General features: G+C 38.7%; 15 protein-coding genes. 4 read left to right on the top strand and 11 right to left on the bottom strand.

The window, feature by feature from the left end:
• Positions 1-94: 94 nt before the first annotated feature.
• Positions 95-286, bottom strand: a complete 192-nt coding sequence (locus IGI89_RS12225) for a hypothetical protein (protein WP_005235564.1) — start codon at positions 284-286, stop codon at positions 95-97.
• A gap of 271 nt (positions 287-557) precedes the next feature.
• On the opposite strand from IGI89_RS12225, the gene IGI89_RS12220 reads away from it, so the two are divergent.
• Both IGI89_RS12220 and IGI89_RS12215 read left to right on the top strand, forming a co-directional pair.
• Entirely contained in the window at positions 558-2,819 is a 2,262-nt protein-coding gene (locus IGI89_RS12220; protein WP_430601626.1) for an AAA family ATPase, read from the top strand.
• Positions 2,820-2,970: 151 nt separating this feature from the next.
• Positions 2,971-3,282, top strand: coding sequence for a DUF1827 family protein (locus tag IGI89_RS12215; RefSeq protein ID WP_008378223.1), 312 nt, complete (start codon positions 2,971-2,973; stop codon positions 3,280-3,282).
• A 161-nt stretch (positions 3,283-3,443) separates the two neighbouring features.
• Here IGI89_RS12215 and IGI89_RS12210 read toward each other — a convergent pair whose 3' ends face one another.
• Positions 3,444-4,763, bottom strand: a complete 1,320-nt coding sequence (locus IGI89_RS12210) for a helix-turn-helix domain-containing protein (RefSeq protein ID WP_223347168.1) — start codon at positions 4,761-4,763, stop codon at positions 3,444-3,446.
• A gap of 473 nt (positions 4,764-5,236) precedes the next feature.
• Positions 5,237-5,704 carry a hypothetical protein gene (locus tag IGI89_RS12205; protein WP_430601007.1) on the bottom strand — a complete coding sequence of 156 codons (468 nt, stop codon included), beginning with the start codon at positions 5,702-5,704 and terminating at the stop codon, positions 5,237-5,239.
• A gap of 1,031 nt (positions 5,705-6,735) precedes the next feature.
• On the opposite strand from IGI89_RS12205, the gene IGI89_RS12200 reads away from it, so the two are divergent.
• Positions 6,736-7,218 (top strand): hypothetical protein, encoded by a 483-nt coding sequence (locus tag IGI89_RS12200; protein ID WP_005235554.1) that lies wholly within the window; start codon positions 6,736-6,738, stop codon positions 7,216-7,218.
• A 19-nt stretch (positions 7,219-7,237) separates the two neighbouring features.
• Positions 7,238-8,296: a WxL protein peptidoglycan domain-containing protein gene (locus IGI89_RS12195; RefSeq protein ID WP_430601008.1), complete on the top strand. Its 1,059-nt coding sequence runs from the start codon at positions 7,238-7,240 to the stop codon at positions 8,294-8,296.
• A gap of 140 nt (positions 8,297-8,436) precedes the next feature.
• Here IGI89_RS12195 and IGI89_RS12190 read toward each other — a convergent pair whose 3' ends face one another.
• From IGI89_RS12190 to IGI89_RS12155, 8 genes are all read right to left on the bottom strand, one after another.
• Complete coding sequence (locus IGI89_RS12190) at positions 8,437-9,207, bottom strand: hypothetical protein (RefSeq protein ID WP_061054249.1); 771 nt, start codon at positions 9,205-9,207, stop codon at positions 8,437-8,439.
• 665 nt (positions 9,208-9,872) lie between these two features.
• The gene (locus tag IGI89_RS12185; protein ID WP_430601009.1) at positions 9,873-11,453 is read right to left on the bottom strand and encodes a peptide chain release factor 3; all 1,581 of its coding nucleotides are present in this window, start codon (positions 11,451-11,453) and stop codon (positions 9,873-9,875) included.
• Positions 11,454-11,645: 192 nt separating this feature from the next.
• Positions 11,646-12,461, bottom strand: coding sequence for a MetQ/NlpA family ABC transporter substrate-binding protein (locus IGI89_RS12180; protein WP_430601010.1), 816 nt, complete (start codon positions 12,459-12,461; stop codon positions 11,646-11,648).
• A gap of 5 nt (positions 12,462-12,466) precedes the next feature.
• Positions 12,467-13,135, bottom strand: a complete 669-nt coding sequence (locus IGI89_RS12175) for a methionine ABC transporter permease (protein WP_005235530.1) — start codon at positions 13,133-13,135, stop codon at positions 12,467-12,469.
• On the bottom strand, positions 13,122-13,847 hold the full coding sequence (locus IGI89_RS12170; RefSeq protein WP_101699142.1) for a methionine ABC transporter ATP-binding protein: 726 nt from the start codon (positions 13,845-13,847) through the stop codon (positions 13,122-13,124). Before IGI89_RS12170 ends, IGI89_RS12175 begins: the two co-directional genes overlap by 14 nt.
• Before the next feature lie 10 nt (positions 13,848-13,857).
• Positions 13,858-14,874, bottom strand: a complete 1,017-nt coding sequence (locus IGI89_RS12165) for a lipoate--protein ligase (protein WP_005235525.1) — start codon at positions 14,872-14,874, stop codon at positions 13,858-13,860.
• Between the two features lie 238 nt (positions 14,875-15,112).
• Complete coding sequence (locus IGI89_RS12160; RefSeq protein ID WP_005235523.1) at positions 15,113-16,489, bottom strand: hemolysin family protein; 1,377 nt, start codon at positions 16,487-16,489, stop codon at positions 15,113-15,115.
• 112 nt (positions 16,490-16,601) lie between these two features.
• Positions 16,602-17,717 carry an AI-2E family transporter gene (locus IGI89_RS12155; RefSeq protein WP_008378242.1) on the bottom strand — a complete coding sequence of 372 codons (1,116 nt, stop codon included), beginning with the start codon at positions 17,715-17,717 and terminating at the stop codon, positions 16,602-16,604.
• Positions 17,718-17,822 lie beyond the last annotated feature (105 nt).

Here is a 17,822-nt window from a genome sequence, read left to right as displayed (position 1 = left end):
CCCGAAAAAAATCGCCCTTTCAACTGTTAAGATTACCATTTTTTTCCTCGATAGACAACCGTTTTCTCTTAAATAAACGATTGAAATAAATGTCCTATTTATTTTCTTGCACATAACGGTAGATGATCTTCCCATTTAACCCCGCTTCTCCGACAAAAGAAGACCGGTCTTCCAACTGGAGCCAGACATCTCTAAACGCCAGAAATTCCGGCTGTTGGACAATCAATTCTTGGATCTCTCCATTGCGTAAACGTACTACTTCTGCAGCAAAATCTCTGTTCTCCAACGTCTATTCTCACCTCTTTCTTTCTATTATATAGGAATTACTTTTTATTTAAAAGACCGCTTCTATAAGTGAAATCGAAGGGAAAATTTTTAAAGGTAAAATTCTTGCAGTCTGACAAAAAGTTAGTATAATAGAATCATGGTCAGTAAAGGTCAATAACACATTACCTTGAAGGTGACCGTTACTTTGCCCACAGCCCCTTTTCTTTTACAAGCAATCAAATGCGCCGTAAAATAGGGTTGTTGGAACAAATATGAAAGGTCGTGAATCTATGCTTTGTCAAAATTGCGGCAAAAATGAAGCTTCAATTCATTTATATGCCAATGTCAATGGTCAAAGAAAACAACTCGATTATTGTCAAAGTTGTTACCAAAAATTAAAAGCACAATCTGGGAATGCTGCAGCTGCAATGGCGCAAGATCCTTTTGGATTTGGCAATCTTGATGATTTATTCCGTCAAATGTCTCGTCAAATGCAGCAAGGAAATACCCCTTATGAACAAACCCCACCGACACAAACTGGCGGTAACGGTTTTGTTGGCGGGCAACCACCACGCAATAACCAAGCACCTGCGGGTCTGCTGGGAGAATATGGCATCAATATCACTCAAATGGCTCGTGATGGTGAAGTCGATCCAGTGGTCGGTCGTGATTCAGAAATCAAACGCGTGATCGAGATCCTTAATCGCCGAACCAAAAATAATCCTGTATTGATTGGTGAACCTGGGGTTGGGAAAACTGCCGTCGTTGAAGGGTTAGCCCAAAAAATCGTTGATGGTGATGTGCCACAAAAATTGATGGAAAAAGAAGTTATTCGTTTGGACGTTGCGTCGCTTGTTCAAGGCACAGGTATTCGTGGCCAATTTGAAGAACGCATCCAAAAATTGATCGAAGAAATCAAGCAAGCGGAAAATGTGATCTTGTTTATCGATGAAGTCCATGAAATCGTTGGCGCTGGTGCAGCCGGCGACGGAAATATGGATGCTGGAAACATCTTAAAACCAGCTCTTGCCCGTGGAGAACTACAAATGGTCGGAGCAACGACGTTAAATGAATACCGCATCATCGAAAAAGACGCCGCTTTAGAACGGCGTTTGCAACCAGTACGTGTGGATGAACCTTCTGTGGAAGAAACCATTCGTATTTTAAAAGGCCTACAACCGCGTTATGAAGATTACCATCATGTGAAATATACGGATGAAGCGATCGCAGCTGCCGCTACCCTTTCTAACCGTTACATTCAAGATCGATTCTTGCCTGATAAAGCGATCGATCTGCTAGATGAAACAGGTTCGAAGAAAAACTTGACGATCCAAATCGTTGATCCAAAAACGATCGAAAAGAAATTACAAGAAGCGGAAGAACAAAAACAAGCTGCCTCTCGAGAAGAAGATTTTGAAAAAGCTGCTTACTATCGCGATCAAATCAACAAGCTTCAAAAAATGAAAGAACGTCAAATCAGCGAAGAAGAAACGCCTGTCATCACCGAAAAAGACATGGAACAAATTGTTGAAGAACGGACAAATATCCCTGTTGGGGAATTAAAAGAAAAAGAACAAACCCAGTTGAGGAATCTTGCGGATGACTTGAAAGCTAAAGTTATTGGTCAAGACGAAGCAATCGACAAAGTTGCAAAAGCGATCCGCAGAAATCGGGTCGGTTTAGGCAAACAAAACCGTCCGATCGGCTCTTTCCTATTCGTCGGTCCAACCGGTGTCGGGAAAACCGAATTAGCAAAACAATTAGCTTATGAAATGTTTGGTTCTGAAGAATCAATGATTCGTTTCGACATGTCAGAATACATGGAGAAACACAGTGTATCCAAATTGATTGGTTCTCCTCCAGGCTATGTTGGCTATGAAGAAGCAGGTCAATTGACTGAAAAAGTTCGTCGGAATCCTTACAGCTTGATTCTATTAGATGAAGTAGAAAAAGCCCATCCTGATGTATTGCATATGTTCTTGCAAATTCTCGATGATGGTCGCTTGACCGATGCTCAAGGACGTACCGTCAGCTTTAAGGACACCTTGATCATCATGACAAGTAATGCCGGAACCGGCAAAGTTGAAGCTAACGTTGGCTTCGGTGCGGCGCGTGAAGGTATCACTCGTTCCGTTTTGAATCAATTGAATAATTACTTTACACCAGAGTTTCTCAACCGCTTTGACGGCATCATCGAATTTAAAGCTTTAAGCAAGGAAAACTTGTTATCGATCGTGTCTCTCATGCTGCATGAAGTCAATCAAACCCTTAACCAACAAAAATTGCATATCGACGTTCCACAAGACGTGCAAGAAAAATTGGTGGATCTTGGTTACAGTGCAACGATGGGGGCTCGCCCATTGCGTAGAACCATCCAAGATCAAATCGAAGACGGCATTGCAGAATTTTATCTTGAGCATCCACAAGTACATCAACTAAAAGCACAATTAGAAGATGCAGATAAAATCATTGTGACCTCCGCTGAGTCCCCTGCACCTCTTGAAGAAGCCAATCCGGCTTCTGAAGAAGAAGCATCGGAAACAAACGAGTAACAAGCTGCCAAAACGTGTAACGAAACGTTTCCTTTGCCAGACAACCATGTTTTGCCAAAAAATTGGGTAATTCCGAGTTGTCTGGCTTTTCTTTTGAAAAAAAACGCCCTATAATGTTATTAATAAATACATAGAATGTGAGGTGAGTCTGGTGAAATTAATCAATGTTACGAACAGCCATTCTCGACTAGTATTGAATCAACTTGAAAATACCGACGCGGAACTTGTAAAGGTTTACACAGCCGGAGATACAACCGTGATCTTTACCTCAGCGCCGAACCACAATGAAATTTTGCTGATCAATAAAAAAAGAACTATTCGCCCGACGGAAGTTGAAGAAATCAAAAATTACTTCTTGAAAAAATTACCTGATGGCTCTTATGATCCTGCAACGATCTCTGTGATCCAAATGCCCGAAGTGGTGGAAATCTCCATCAAAAAAACGCTATCCTCATCACGTTAGCTTTGCCTGATCATGGGTTTAAAAAATATCTATAAAAGGTGACTGTCGCAGCCCTCTTTTATAGATATCTTTTTTTGTCTTCTCTCTTCCTTCTTTTGGTTAGTACTTCGATCAACGATACCTGATGTTCAAGTAAAAAAAGAGAGCCATACGCTCTCTTTTCAAGTATATTTATTAGAAATCATCGACTGGATCATCACATTTAGATTGTGCCAATCCTTGGTACTATGAACATTGCCAAAAAATGTGAATTTCTGCGACTCATTATGGATTAGCACGCCATCAGAAACCAATATATCTGAGTCTCCTAAATTCGAACTAAAGTGAATCACATTTTCATTGTAAATTTTCAACAGTTTGTTTTTAATGACCGGAATATATTCTGGATGGTTCAAAAGAGAAATACCAATGCGAATCGGTTCCTCTTCCTGGATAGGTAAATAAGACGCTGTGATCTGAGCGATTTTCCTTAAGAAGAGGGCTTCTTTTTCTATTACAAACGAATGGCGCTGCAAGGCAGCTGCAATCAGCTCTTCCACCTCTAATACTCGTTCGTTCGTAGAGGACAAATCTTCAGTAGACACAAAACTATCCAAAAAGAGATGAAGACAGCCCCATGTATTCATCACTAATTCATAGGTAATGAATTCTTCGATCTCTTTAGAAAGATTATACTTTTGCGACAAGACAGCTACAACATCGGCAGAAAATTCGACCAGCGGATTTCCTAAAAGATTTCTCAGCTTTTGGCCCAAAAGTAGTTTTTCTTGATCCGAGATCGTTTCAGGTATGAAAAGAAAAACCCAGAAATGATAAAAAATCTGTTCTTTCTCAATATCTTGCTGACTTCTGATCGGCAGCAGCTTGATCACTTGCTTTTCCCCATCTAGTTGCTTGATTTGCTCATAAATAGTGATGGAAGCATCGTCTAACTCGTTGACAATATAGCCTCTCAACACCGCATTTTCAATGATTGAAAACATAATGTCGTGCTTCACTTTCGTGGTTTTTAACGGCTCATATTCTTTAGCTGCTAATTCAACGCTGGCACGGGTTCGCTGATTGATGTATACATTACAAGCCATGATCTCAACTAAATAATGGTACATCCTCACACACGGCTCTGCCCCTGTCAAATCAATGGAATCTGTATTGTTATTGATAGTAATCGGAACATTTTGGATAACCAGCATTTTCTTAAGATAGCTGATCAATTTATAACAATAAGAAATACTAAAAATCAATTCTTCCGAGATGTCCACCATACGGGTCTTTCTTTTTCTTAACAAATAGGATAATAGACGATAATAAGGAGATTCTAAGAAATATTTTTTCTTTAGATTCACAAAAATATGCAGGCTTTGTTCTTCATTTAATTCTCGTGACAAATAAACAGTTCTCTTTTTCAGCAAAAAAATTGACTCGTCAAAAGTCGTAAACTCTCTCATATCTTCGGCGATTTCATTGATCAATATTTTCACCTGATACAAAGATTTGTTTGTCGTTTCACATATTTTATCGAGAGACAGCTGCTTCTCCAAAATGATATTTCTAACAACAGTTAATTTATCTACCTGTTTTTTGGTTAAATAAAACCTATACAATTTTTCTATATACTCCAAAATTTTTTACCCGCCTTATTTAAAAAGTATCCCAGTATCCAATTATAGTAAAATAAACTTAAATTCAAGCCTCTTTTTTCATTAAACGGACAATTTTAATAAAAACTTCAGAAAAATCCCCTCTTCTTTAAAACAGTACGGGTGAGAAAAACTTGTGAAACGATTCTTATTTTTTGTAACATAAAAGTGTTGGAAACCATGAAAAAGAACCTGTGAATTAGCTGTTTCCATAAACTTAGAAAAAATTCGTATTCTTTCATTGATTGGTAAGTGACTTGGAGAGTAAAATCATTTTCTAGCTGGACAAACTTCTTTGAGGAATCAAGTTCATTTCAAAGAGCTTGTAATAAAATATCTTCTCTTTTTAGCCAGCAATCTTTGTATTCATAAATGTTGATGATCGACAATTCATCACTCATTTGATTGATTGACCGCATGATTTCTTCATCATCCGAATCAACATTGCCAATGACATGCAAATCATAATGAACACCAGATTTATCCACGCACTCAACGATATAGCTGATCACATCTCCCCAAAAATGTTCCAATCGATGACTGCCGCCTGCTTTTTCTAACCTTGAACGTTCAGCGATACACAAAACGTTTTTCGAAGAGTATTGCAAGATGTTGATTTCCCCTAGTGATTGTGCTAAGTAGTCAAGAACCGATTGGCGATCATCTTCTTGATCCACAATTAAATTTCTCTCTAAAATCGTATTCGTCTTGTTGCTGAAAAAGCGCACAGTCAACATGGTAGCATTCTTTTTTCGACTGAAATTTATTCTGGTTTGCAGCATTTTGATTCACTCCTTAAAAGAACTTTGATCCTCTGCTATTAAGGATATAGTAAGAACCAGCCGATTTTTATCGTCTTTTTTTCAAAAAAACTACAAATAAAATAATCATTGTTCCTCATTTTTCTTTCTACTGACTAAAAGACCTGTTAATTAGAAACGAGTAGCAACTTCATAAAAATAAAAGAGACAAAAAAACTCTAAGGTTTCTTCAAAGAGTCTTATTGTATATTCTCCTAATATTATGAATCCTACTAAAATCTAGTATTAATGAGATAGTAATTCTAAACAGCTAATTTTTTTGAGATATTTTTAAAATGAAACAAGTACGGATTTATAATTTTAAGCTTGAAGCAACCTTTAATATCTCTGTCCCGTTAAGGTAGAAGATTTATAGGTACAGATTACAAATTGAATAAAAACATTAATTGATAATTTTCAAATCTATGACTTTGATTGCCCATTCAATAGAAATGCATAAATAGAACAATACGTTCAATCCCCACCTATGCAATAGTTCATACTCGTAAAACTACTTCTATAAATAGTATCTTAAAAATGATAGAAGATTGTATTCTACTGAATTGCAGATGTTCACGAAAGAAATAACAGATATGAATCTTCAGAACTGATTCCCCTGATAGCGACTGATTCAGAGCAAATTCTCAGAGACTACGAATAACAATATAATTACTTTGCTAGGTCGAATCGTAGTTGGAACGACAATTCTTTCAACTCTGAGAAGATCTTGACTTAAAATATTAGCCAAATTGTAACATTGCAACAAAATTATTTTCATATAAATCATTACCGCACGGACAATTGCTACACAGAAAAATATGTGGACTTGATAATCAACATCACTTGACTACTAGAAAATTTGATTAAATTATTTTATAAAAAATCAGATTAATAAAATACTTTCTACTTTTTCATTAAAAATAGCGCAAAAACGGATAATAACTTAATACATCATCATTGTATACTTTATTTAAGCAGTAAATCATCTGCAAAAATTAAAGTGAGGTTTTATTATGAAAAAAGTTATTTTGGGTACTACATTGGCAACATCTTTACTACTAGTAGGAGGAATCACTGCGTCAGCAGATGTTGCTATGCCAGAGGTTCCCTCTGTTCCATTTGCTGTTACTATAACAGAAGGAACATCTAGTTTTGCATTTAATGATATGAATTTAAACGAAACGTTCGAAATAAGTCCAGCATTATTTGTCAACGGAACAATGACAGGAACTATTGAAAACGTTGGCGGAACATTAACAAACTTAACTCGTTCAGTTAATAAAGTTACAATTACAGTTTCTTCTGATTCTGAAGGAATCGTTATCACCGAAAATGGTGATGTTGCCGTTGAAGCAGAAGCTATTTCCCAATCAGTAGCTACCAGCGTAGATACAACTTTCACATTCAATCGTCAAACTGCTTTGCTAGATGGCACACCCACTATCACAGTTACTGCATCAGATACTACTGACTTAGACAATGGCCAAGACCTTTAATTCTTAAAAAGGATAACATATGGATAAAATATCAAAACACAGAGACTCCTTTCTAAGAGTTTCTGTGTTCTTCCTCATATTGACAATAATCGCAAATATAAATATAAGTATTGCAGCAGCGAATGAGACAACGAATACTTTAAAACTATCGCTTAGCGATACCGAATATGAGACATCAAGAAATACTATTACTCTTCCTTCTGATGTTGATAAAAAGTATACATTTGAAATTAAATTGGAAAACATCGGAGCTGGTGATTCATCAATAGTGGTCACTCCCTTTGCTTCAACTGCTATTTCAAGAGAATCCTCTATTTTGTACACTTCGAATACAGAGAACCTTCTCGATGATAAATACGACTTTTCAAATTATGTTACTATCGCTTCAGAAGCTATAGACGAAGAGAATCAAATAGAAATTGCTCCTAATGAATCTGTTGGTGTCAGCATTACCATAAATGTTCCAGACGACATAGAGCTTGAAGGTACTGTAATGGGTGGAATTAATTTTAAGCAAATATTAGGTGTTCAAACAGCTGAAAATTCTATTAGTATTGCGTCTGCCTACGAGTCTATCATTTTTATCAACTTAATTTTTAGCAAATATGAGGATATTCAAGATATTATTTATCAAGATTTCTCATTTGTTGCTCTTCAGGACACGATAAACCTACAATTTTATGCCCTCAACTATAATCCTATTTTAGGCAACCTAAACAATGCGCTCTACGAACTAATAAACCCAAATGGAGAAACAATTGCCTCTGGAGAGTTAGCAGATTCCGTTCTTTTAACGCCGTTAACCAAATCAAGAATGCAGATTCCTTTAATAGACGATAGTGAGCTTATTGAAGGCGAATACCGTTTAACAATAGAAACAACTAGAAAAGCGATCACCACTACTTTTTCTTATGAGAAAGAGGACTTGGATAACTTCAAAAAAGAGAACCGTCCAACGAACGCTGCCAACGTTCAGACAAATAATCAAATCCTTATCTGGATCATCTTTGTTCTCATTGCAGCGCTAGCAACTGCAGTCATCTACATTTTAAAATCAAAAAGAAAAAGAGAGGGCTAGTTCCTCTCTTTTGTTCTGCTTCTACTTATTCCATTGGTCATCAATTATTGAGAGATTCCTTTTTAAAGAAATGTTGCGTATCTTCTCTCCATGGTTTCCTCTTTAGGAAGAAATAGAAGAAGTGAGACAAGAAAAACTGCTCATATCAAATAAGCGGTTTTTCCTAATATAAATCTAAACATATTTTTTTCAATGATCATTTCTTTTGAAAAAAATGTTGCTGTCTCACATTGGCTTTTCTTCCCTAAAAAAAACTCAGTACCAGCCTCATCCTCAACATCACTGATTGAATCTTCTAGTTTGGTAGAATCCTTATCAAGCGAGTCTTCTTCCAAGTTTGCTTGCTCGTCGTAAATAGATTCTGCTTCTTCCTTTTGGCTCTCAGAATCATCTTCGATGCCATTGTCTTCTTGCTTTTCATCGTCTTGGTCTTCAGTCATTAAATTCTCATCCGATATCTCTTCTTTTTCCTCATCCGTCTGATTCATTTTTATATCTTTCGTAAAGGTCTCTGAATCATCAATTGCTGTAAAAGTGACTGATAGGTAGTACTCAGAGTTGGAATCAAGATATTCCTTTATGTTCAATGTTGCAGCTACGTTAAGAATCATTGATGCTTCATCAGTATCCTCAATCTGAATGATTTTCTCTTCCGAACCGTTCACGCTGTTTAGTTCTGCTGAAAATGCCTTCCCGACAGCTGTGATCTCTACGCCAAAAGCACCTTCACTGCCGTTGCTATCGACGGTCAGCTGAAGATCTTGTGTGGTTTTCAACAAATAATAGTGTTCGTCCTTAAAGTCAATCGTGTTCAAATCAAAAATCAACGTTTCGGAAACCTCATCAGCCGCAGCCTCTACTGTTGGAAAGAAAAATATCGCCGAAAATATAAATAACAAACTTTTTAGCACTACATGGTCCCCTTTCTTCTTTCAAAAATCACTTTTATTTAACAAATAATCATTCGCTTTAGCAAAATCGATCTATAGATAACTAGTAGACTAGCAATGAGACTAATTCATTTTGGAGTTATGAAACCATGGTTCACCAACTGAAAACTTAAGCCATCTGTTAGAAGTGCTTCAAATGAAGTTTTAAGGGCTATAACCGAATCATGCTCAGATAAAGAAAGTTTAGTCTTCACTAGTAGCATCTGACAAAAAGAACTTGTCCCTCGATCAAATGATTAAATGACCTCTATCACTGGCAATCTATTCTCTGCTTTCCCTCTACTTTCAAACAAGTGAAAATTTCCTGAATCACCAAATGTGCCTATGATATTTTTCTATTCATTTCAAGTGCACTTCCTTGCGGTCATATTTAATACTACGCTCTTTTTCCAACTCTTTTTATCTTCTTTTAAAAGAATGTTTATAAATTAGGATAATTGTCTGATCATTGGACCATTGCCCCAACCACACAGCCTTCTTTCTGTATCAAAAGCACGTTTTCAGCAAAAAAAAGCCCCTTCTTATCCATTTTGATAAGAAAGGACTTTCTACGATCGTTCAATTCAAAAAGATCAGCCTTACGTACAGAGTTGCGCATACCTAGACAGGCTCGCGGGAAACGGCTCTTACATCAAACTCTTCAATTCGACATCTGGATACTTATCTGCGAACCAACGCATCGCAAATTGATTCTCAAACAAGAACAATGGCTGGTCGAAACGGTCTCTCGCTAAAATGTTACGACTGGAGCTCATACGCTCATCCAAGTCTTTCGGATCGATCCAACGGGCGATCTTGTGGCCCATTGGGGTCATGATGACTTCCGCATTGTACTCATTCATCATGCGATATTGGAAAACTTCAAATTGCAGTTGCCCGACAGCACCGATGATATACTCATCACTAAGATACGTCTTGTACAACTGGATAGCCCCTTCTTGGACCAACTGATAGATTCCTTTATGGAAAGATTTTTGCTTCATCACATTTTTCGCAGTAACTTTCATAAAGAGTTCCGGAGTAAACGATGGCAGCTCTTCGTAAGCAACTTTTAGTTTTCCTTCATAGATCGTGTCACCGATTTGATAATTCCCCGTGTCATAGACACCAATAATATCTCCGGCGACAGCTTCTTCAATATTTTCACGGGTATCAGCCATAAATTGAGTCACATTGCTGAGTTTCATTTTTTTGCCAGTACGTTCTAAAGTAACGTCCATGCCTCGTTCAAAGGTTCCTGAACAAATGCGGACAAAGGCGATCCGGTCACGATGGGCAGGATTCATGTTTGCTTGGATCTTGAATACAAACCCAGACATTTCTGGTTCATAAGGACTGACTTCCTCACCAGCTAGTGTTTTATGTCCGTAAGGTGCTGGTGCAAAAGTCAAGAAGGTTTCTAAAAAGGTCTGTACGCCAAAATTTGTGAGAGCAGAACCAAAGAATACAGGGGTTTGATCGCCCCGAGCGATTTTTTCTGTATCAAAGGCGTCGCCAGCTTCTTGCAGCAATTCCACTTCTTCTAAAACTTGTTGGAACAGCCCATCTTCGGCAAATGGATGATCTGCTGGGAATTGACCATTTTCATCTAGGGCAACTAAACGTTCCCCACCGTGATTGTCAGGACGGTAAAATTCGACCCGTTGGTTGTGGATATCATACAGTCCTTCCAAGCCTTTCCCCATGCCGATCGGCCAATTCATTGGAAATGATTCGATCTCTAAAAGATCTTCTAGTTCTTCTAATAATTCTAATGGTTCGCGGCCATCACGGTCGAGTTTATTGATAAAAGTAAAAATCGGAATACCACGTTTTTTAACGACCTGGAAGAGTTTTTTCGTTTGTGCTTCGATCCCTTTTGCGCTATCGATCACCATGACAGCACTATCCACCGCCATCAAGGTACGGTAGGTATCTTCAGAAAAGTCCTCATGCCCAGGGGTATCTAAAATATTGACCCGTTTGCCTTGGTAATCAAACTGCATAACGGAACTGGTAACGGAGATCCCCCGTTGTTTTTCGATTTCCATCCAGTCGGACTTTGCGAAATTACCAGTCTTTTTCCCTTTGACCGTACCAGCTTGGCGAATCGCGCCACCGAATAATAATAATTGTTCTGTAATGGTTGTTTTCCCCGCATCCGGATGGGAAATAATCGCAAAGGTACGGCGACTATCGACTTGTTGTTTTAATTTTGGATTATCCATTGATTCTATTGCTCCATTTCTTGTATTTACAATGCGAACAGTGTCTATTTTAGACTGTCGCTAGTTTTCTGACCAAATCAGTATATCATGGATAAGGGTGATAAAAAAGCAAAAAAAGACAAGAAACCCCTTTGACTACTCTCTTTTAGAGAGTTAGGCAAAGGGCGCTCCTTCCATTTTGATAGAAATAAATTAAAATGCTGGCAATAAGGTATCGCTATGCTCGCTTTCTAAAAACTCACGAACTTTATCGCTAGTCATGGCACGGCGCAATACAGCGATTTTTTCAGAATCTTGATTGTCTTCTCGAGCAACCAATGAGATAGCAAAGCGATCATCGATGGTCTTTTCTAAGAAAAGGGCATCTGCTGGTTTCAAACCGATTTTCGCGATATAGGTTGGGTAATTGTATACCAAAGATACGTTTGGTTCATCATAGGCTTCCGCAAGATTCAGTAAATCGACAGATAACCACTCAAAATTTTTCGGATTTTCGGTAACGTCTTTAAGTGTTCCATTGACACCAACGCCTTCTTTAAGGGTGATCAATCCTTCTTCTGCTAAAATCGCTAATGCTCGACCTTCATTGGACACATCATTTGGCAATGCGACTTTCGTTCCTTCTGGAATATCATTGATATTCGTATACTCTTTGGAATAAAAACCGACTTTTGCGTTGTAGATTTTATCTAGTGCCACTAGGTTTGCATCTTTTTCTTCATTATACATTTGCATATATGGTTCATGTTGCGCAAAGTTAGCATCGACCTCGTCATTATTCAGCAACTCATTGTACTGGATATTGTCATTGACTTGGACCAATTGGATTTCCCAGCCATCTTCCACTGCTTCAGCTGCAACCTTTACGACATCGGTCATTGGCGTCGTTTGCGAAGCGACCTTGATGATTTTCTCTTCGCTCGCTTCATCAGAACCTGTACCGCAAGCCCCCAATACACCTAATGCCAATACACTCAATCCTAAAACAAATCCTTTTTTCACTTTCATTCCTCCTATTTTCGTTTATCAAGTTTTCTTGCTGCTTGATTGCCAATCCCTTGCAGGATAAAGACCAAAAGAATCATGATGATAATTGCAAAATACATCACGCCATACTCATAACGCTGGTACCCATAACGGATCGCAAAATCGCCGATACCGCCGCCACCAACGATCCCCATCACCGTCGAATAAGAAACCATGCTGACTGCTGTCGTCGTTAAAGATAAAATCAAGCCGCTTCTAGCTTCCACTAGTAAAAACGACCAAACATACTGCCATTGACTGACACCAAGAGATTTCGCCAAATAAGAAACTTCTTCTGGAACATCCAACAGCACTTGCTCCGTCAAACGAGCAAAAATACTCATAGCAACGATGCTCAAAGGAAAACTGGCGGGAATCGGTCCAAATGAGCTGCCTAAAAGCATCCGCGTCAACGGGATCAACGCTACAACAAATAATAAAAAAGGAAACGAGCGGATGATCGTCACAATGAGATTCAAACACTCATAAAGAAATGAGATTTTTTTCCCTCGGCTGCGACTGAGAAAAAGCCAGACACCTAACGGTAGACCTAAGACAATGGCTGCGAGCATCGAAATGCCCATCATGATCGCTGTTTCTTTCAAAGATTGCAGCAATTCAGGCAGATAATACAAAATACTCTCACTGATCGTCATGCAGCAGACTCCTCTCCACTTTGTTCACATAAGAGCTTTCAATGCGGACGATTGGTTGTGGCTGATTGGCAAACTCCGCCTCAAAGACGGCGTCCTCCAATACAAACACACGTTGACAAATTTGTCGGACGGCCGATAGCTCATGACTGACAAAGACGACAGCTGGTTGAAACGTCTGTTGAACTTTTTGCAGCAAAGCAAGAACATCGGCTTTCGTATCTTCGTCCAGCGCACTAGTGGGCTCGTCACACAGCAAGATTTTTGGCTCACGGATCAAAGCCCGTGCAATAGCCACTCGTTGTTTCTCTCCGCCGCTTAACTTGGCCGGATAGATGTGGGCCTTATCTTCCATGCCAACAAACGAAAGCATCTCAAGTACCATATCTGCTGACTTTCCCATTAACTTCAAGGGCAAATAGACATTTTCGAAAACGGTTCGATTGTGTAACAGATTGTAATTTTGAAAAATCATGCCGATTTCTTGTTGTGCACGTAGCAGATGCTTTTTATTCGATGTATCGATTTTTTTGCCATCAAAAAGTAATTCCCCGCTGTCTGGGGTTTCAATCAAGTTTAAAAGCCGCAACAACGTCGATTTTCCTGAGCCGCTTTTGCCGACGACCCCAACGATTTCTCCTGCCTGAACAGAAAAAGACAAACCATCGAGAACCTTTCGATCGTAACGCTTTGTGAGATTGATCGCTTCTAACATCTTTTTCCTCCTAATCAAACAGCAATGCTAAAAATTCAGAAGCGGTCATCTGATGGATAAACTGATCGATGGCGATTCCCTCTAGCAAGCGGCTAATGGTGCTTTTTTCAAAATCAATACCTTGCAACATCGCTTCAAGTTCACTGATCTCTTTTTGTCCAAAAAAATCACCGGTAATTTGAATCGCTGCAATCTTGCCTTTGTTGACAGTAAAATCGACTTCAACAATCCCAACCTGCTCAAACCGCTTTCTTTTTTGCCATTCGAAAGCAGGCGCTTCATTAAAAATCCACTCATTATTGGCATATCGTTCTTCAAACAGTGTTTGGATCGCTTGTCGATCGGTTTCCGTTAAGACGATCTCTTGCTCACTGATTTCATCAATCGATTCTACTTCATAGATTCGGCAAAGCAGTGTATCTCGAAATTCCTTGGTATCCATTGATTGGTATTGCTCTGCCAAAAAGGGCTTGATATTCGTCACACTTTTCCGAACTGATTTCGTTGCTTTAGAAGCAATTTTTTCTTGGGCAACATGTAGAACTTTCGTCAATTCTTCTAGATCCACATCATACATCAATGTGCCATGGGAATACGTCCGGCCTTTTTTTGTATACATCGCATTGCCAGAAAACTTTTTCCCATCAATGAACAGATCATTACGGCCATGTACTTCAACATCCTTGGCTCCCATTGCCGCTAAGCCTTTCATGATAGGTTGTGTTGCACTTTGATAGTCACCAAAGCTCGTGGCATCTTTTTTGGTGACAAAACTAAAACTCATATTGCCTAGATCGTCATAAACCGCTCCACCACCAGACGTTCTGCGAGTCAAAACGATCTTACGGCTTCTTAGATAGTCAAAATCAATCTCTTGATACGCATTTTGATTTCTGCCGATTATAACACATGGTTTTTGTATGTATAACAGAAGACAAGGCTCCGAAACATCTACGTTATTCATCAAATACTCTTCAGTCGCCAAATTGTAACGGATATCTTCACTAAGCATACGGTAAAATTTCATTTCAAGCCCCTCATTCTCATTATATTTCTATGGATATTCTCGCTTTTCTTACGGAAAATTGCAATCAAACTGCTTAACGATAAGATACACGTGTTTTTTTATCTGTTTTTAAACTGTATTATTCAATAAATTTATCGTAACCGTTTCTTCCATACAAATCAAGGGGAATACGTAAAAAAACGAACAAAAAAGACCAAAGCAACTGCCTTGGTCTTTCTCATTTCATTTATACGGAACTTTAACGGCGAGGCTCATCTTCCTCAAAATCTTTACGGAAATAGCGCCGCTCTTCCTCTGGTTCCACTTCCCCTTCTTCCGGGTCGTGGAAAATCACCCGGATCTTCAAGACGCGTGATCCTTCCATTTCTTCAGAGATCAGCTTCACATTGTCCACTTCGAAGGATAGTTTTTCTCCTTCATCGGGGATTAATCCTAAAGCAGTGATCAAATATCCTGCCATCGTATCCACATCACTCATATGCAAGCTCATGTTGAAGGCTTCATTAAAATCATCGATCAACATGCGTCCTTGGATGACATATTCTTTATCAGAGATTTTTTCATAAAGCTCTTCGACTTCATCTGATTCATCATCGATCTCGCCGACGATTTCTTCTAGCAAGTCTTCTAGTGTAACCAATCCAACGACGCCGCCATATTCATCAAGCAAAATCGCCATTTGGTTTTGGGTTTTCTTTAATTCATAAAGCAAATCATCGATAAAGACCGTTTCTGGCACAAACAATGGTTCCTGCAGGATTTGTTTGATGTCCATCGTATCAAAGCCGTATTTGTACGCACATTTCAAAAGATTTTTGGTATGTAGAATCCCTACGACTTTGTCTTTATCTTCATTATATACAGGAATACGAGAATAATTTTCTGCTAAAATTTCAGTCAAAATTTCTTCTACTGAGTCATTGATGTCCACCATAAAGGCTGAGGTTCTAGGAACCATGACTTCCCGGGCGACTTTCGTGTCTAATGAAAAGATCCCTTGCAGCATCTCTAATTCATCTTCTTCAAAGACCCCTTCTGTTTCCAACATATACCGCATTTCATCACGGGTCATCTTCGTGTCTTCATCGTCAAATTCCATTGGAGTGATGCGCGCCAATAAACTTGTCGAAGCAGATAAGAACCAGACGAAAGGTTTTGCAATAATCCCGATCGTTCGAATGACACCAGAAGTGAACTGGGCAACTTCTTCTGATTTGTTCATGGCGATCCGTTTTGGATACAACTCACCGAAAACGATCGACACATACGTCAAGATCGCTAAAACAATAATGTTCGCTAAGCTTTTAGCCGCCGTCCCTCCACCTAATAAAGGTGCCAAACGGGTCGACAAGGTATCTGCCAGAGATGCCCCAGATAAAATATTCACCAAGGTAATCCCAACTTGGATCGTTGACAAGAAATTTGTTGGATTATCAATGATTTTCAATAATTTTTGTGATTTGACATTTCCTTCTTCCGCTTTTTGCTCCACACGGTTTTTGTTAACTGAGACAACTGCGATCTCAGAGGCCGCTAGAAAAGCGTTGATCAATGTCAAAACGATCAATAATAAAATTTGCGCTAGAAGCGACTGACTCTCGGGGTCAGCATTCATAATAGCATTCTCTCCTTATTTTTTCATTTTCTAAAAAAAATCGTGGGCTTAGCCCACGATAAAATCCTATCACAAAGTTTTTTTCTTTGCAATAAAAAACACCAGTCATTGATTATTCGATCAACCGTTCCTGATTTTTCTTAATTTTGTCGTCTTTGATCAGGCGAACAATAAAGACGACGATCGTTCGGCAAATCGCATAAAATGGCACACCTAGGAAAATCCCCAGCAAGCCAGCTAGATTTCCAGCAACTAATAAGACCAAAATGATCGTTAACGGATGGATCGCCAATGATTTTCCGATTACATTCGGGTAAATAACATTTCCGTCTAATTGTTGGACGACCAGAACCACGATACAGCATAATAATGCGCGAAATGGTTCATCAAAGACCGTCACTAACACCGCCGGAATCAAACCAAGATATGGGCCTAAATAAGGGATCAAGTTTGTGACGCCTGCAATTACCCCAAAAAGAAAGGCATAGTTAACGCCGATCATCCAGTAACCAATAAACGTGAAGGTAGCGACAAAAATACATTCGATCGCTTGCCCACTAATGTAATTGGATAATGTCTTGTTTAAGTCACCTAGCAACCCAACAATCTGATCTCGTCTTCTTTCTGGAAAGACAGTTTTCAGATTAGGAACTAGCTTTTCTCCATCCTTCAACATGTAAAAAAGGATGAATGGTACTGTAACGATGATCATCGTCGCGGAAGCAATCGTACTGACGATCGATCCTAAGCTAGTGGATAACCCACTAAGAAACTGCTGCAGCAAAGAACCATAAGAAAGATTTAGGTTTTCTAACTGCTGCGCGATATCGATTTGTTTGAAAAATGGATCATCTGCGATTCTTGAGATCCAACTTTCCATATTTTTGGCAAATGTTGGAATATTTTCCGCCAATGAAGTAATCTGACTCACTAGATTAGGAATAACGCTGACGAAAATCAAGATGATTGCTGCTACTAATAACAACAGAACCAATATGACTGCAAACAGTCGTTTTATTTTTGTGGTTTTCATCAAAAATAAGACGATTGGATTTAGCAGGTAATACAGAAAGCCAGCAATCAATACTGGTGCAAATAAAGTAGAAAAAAACGTGCCGATCGGTGCAAATAGAAAATTGACTTTACTTAACACAAACACGAGTGTCACTAAAACCAATGCTTCCAATGACCAAAAGAACAGTTTTGATTGTTTGAATTTGTCGAACAAAAGATTCCCTCCCTTTTTTATAACATTATAGATGATTTTGAAAAAAAAAGCTTGCGACTTTAGCCGCAAACAAAAAAAATTTGTAAAAAAAGTGGTATACTATTA

The sequence above is a fragment of the Enterococcus sp. AZ141 genome (assembly GCF_051714385.1).
GTDB lineage: Bacteria > Bacillota > Bacilli > Lactobacillales > Enterococcaceae > Enterococcus_D > Enterococcus_D entomosocium.
The sequence above is the reverse complement of the archived record's forward strand: the minus strand, read 5'-3'. Positions and strand labels throughout refer to the sequence as shown.